This window comes from Mycolicibacterium vaccae NBRC 14118 = CIP 105934, from assembly GCF_001552715.1.
Taxonomy (GTDB): Bacteria; Actinomycetota; Actinomycetes; order Mycobacteriales; family Mycobacteriaceae; genus Mycobacterium; species Mycobacterium vaccae.
This window is the reverse complement of the sequence record NZ_BCRS01000342.1, coordinates 1-1,304: the sequence shown is the minus strand read 5'-3', so window position 1 is coordinate 1,304 and position 1,304 is coordinate 1. Positions and strand designations below refer to the sequence as shown.

3 protein-coding genes are annotated in these 1,304 nt (G+C 69.1%); all 3 read left to right on the top strand.

Features of this window, described 5'->3' with window-relative positions; genetic code table 11:
- Nucleotides 1–279 precede the first annotated feature (279 nt).
- The gene (locus MVA01S_RS29875) at nucleotides 280–588 is read left to right on the top strand and encodes a WXG100 family type VII secretion target (RefSeq protein ID WP_040541398.1); all 309 of its coding nucleotides are present in this window, start codon (nucleotides 280–282) and stop codon (nucleotides 586–588) included.
- A 30-nt stretch (nucleotides 589–618) separates the two neighbouring features.
- Nucleotides 619–915 carry a WXG100 family type VII secretion target gene (locus MVA01S_RS29870; RefSeq protein WP_003930722.1) on the top strand — a complete coding sequence of 99 codons (297 nt, stop codon included), beginning with the start codon at nucleotides 619–621 and terminating at the stop codon, nucleotides 913–915.
- A 95-nt stretch (nucleotides 916–1,010) separates the two neighbouring features.
- Nucleotides 1,011–1,304 (top strand): ESX-1 associated ATP-binding protein EpsI N-terminal domain-containing protein (locus tag MVA01S_RS29865; protein WP_435405985.1); only part of this gene is annotated, 294 nt, incomplete at its 3' end.

The window sequence follows — 1,304 nt, the reverse complement described above, 5'->3', positions numbered from 1 at the left end:
GCCGGAGCGGGCGGCGCCGCCGGCCTGGCGCCGATGGCCGCCGGCGGCGGGATGGGAGGCGGCGGGCCGATGGGGATGCTCGGCCAGCGCGGCAAGAGCGGCGGCAACAAGCCGGGATTGAACGCGCCCGCTCCGCTGGAGCATGACCTCAGCGAAGACGAAGACGACGACTGGTAGTCGTCCACCACAGACTTACCGGCCACCTGGGTCGGGAGGGCTCGCCCGACGGGCGAGAGCACAGGGAAACCGAAAAGCCGGTAACAGAGGGAAGGTCAGCACATGGCACTTGAGGCAGATGTTGCGTCGTTAGCCACAGAGGCGGGGACATTCGACAGGATCGCGGGGGAGCTCACCGCCGTGCGCGGACAGGTCGAGTCGACCGCTGCGGCTCTCGCGGTCAACATGGACACCCCGGATGCGGGCAGGGCGGCGCAGGCCGCGTTGCTGCGCTACCAGGAGGCCTCCGATCAGCAGATCCGTCTGCTCACGGACATCTCGCAGAACATCCAGATCAGCGGCACCAAGTACGAAGCCACCGACGCCGACAACTCCTCGCGCGTCGCGGCCTCGATGAGCAACGTCCTGTAGACCACACCCACGAACTCAAGGAGAACCATTGTGACTAGCGGAGGCTCGATCAACTACAACTTCGCCGGCATCGAAGCCGATTCCGGTGACATCAGCGCGGCCGTGGGCAAGGTCAACGGCCTGCTCGCCGAGGGGCAGGGCGCCCTGAACCGGCTCCAGGGCACCTGGCGTGGCGACGGCGCGATGTCCTACGAGGCCGTGCAGCAGCGCTGGAACCAGAACTCCGAAGAGCTGAACCTGGCCCTGCAGAGCCTGGCGCACGCCGTGCGTGACTCCGGTGTCGACATGGGTGGCACCGAGCAGAACGTGATGGGAATGTTCACTTAGTCGCTGCGCGCACGCCGGTGGGCGACCGGCCCCGGGCCGTGATCGCCCACCGCGTGCACGGCCCGCTCCACCCCAGAACCCTTTGAGAGGTGCACATGTCGGCCGACTATGACCGGCTCTTCCACTCCCCGGATGCCGTCCGAACGGCCGACGAGGAACCCGGCCGCGACTCCGCTGTTCCGCAGGGGAGCGCGCCCAGCGGCGACGCCACCCCGCCGCCGATGCCGGCGGCGGCTCCGCGCACCCAGACCGCGCAGGCGCCACCGTCCTGGCAGACCGAAGTCATGAGCCCGGTCAGCGATGTGCAACCGCCGCCGCAGGCAGCCCCGCAGCAGCGTGTTCCCAACAACGGGATGATGCGGGCTCCGCAGTCGGCGCCGTCCGCGGGT

What these genes read in the sequence shown, in the direction of transcription:
- MVA01S_RS29875 (WP_040541398.1), top strand. Translation starts at nt 280, where the DNA reads ATGGCACTTGAGGCAGATGTTGCGTCGTTAGCCACAGAGGCGGGGACA.